Origin of the sequence: Candidatus Vagococcus giribetii (assembly GCF_017316185.1) — a bacterium.
Taxonomy (GTDB): domain Bacteria; phylum Bacillota; class Bacilli; order Lactobacillales; family Vagococcaceae; genus Vagococcus; species Vagococcus giribetii.
Genome location: NZ_JAFLVX010000021.1, coordinates 1 through 279 on the forward strand (window position 1 = coordinate 1; position 279 = coordinate 279).

Sequence of the window (279 nt, forward strand, 5' to 3'; positions counted from 1 at the left end):
TTATTTTTTGTTGTTATTTTTTCGTTTTAATTTTGTGAAAAATCGTTTTAACATTGTTTGTAACCGTTTAATTCATTGGTTTTTTAGATAAATTAAATCTCGTTTATTTTCGTTAAACGCTCATTAATACAAAATTTTATAATACTATTCAACTGTTTCCAATAGAGTTGAATAGTTCAGATAAAATCACCTTTAGACAATTTATAAACTAAAGCAACAAAATAATTAAACTATCATTCACGGCATATTGTTTTCTGAGGTTAACATAATTAAATGTTA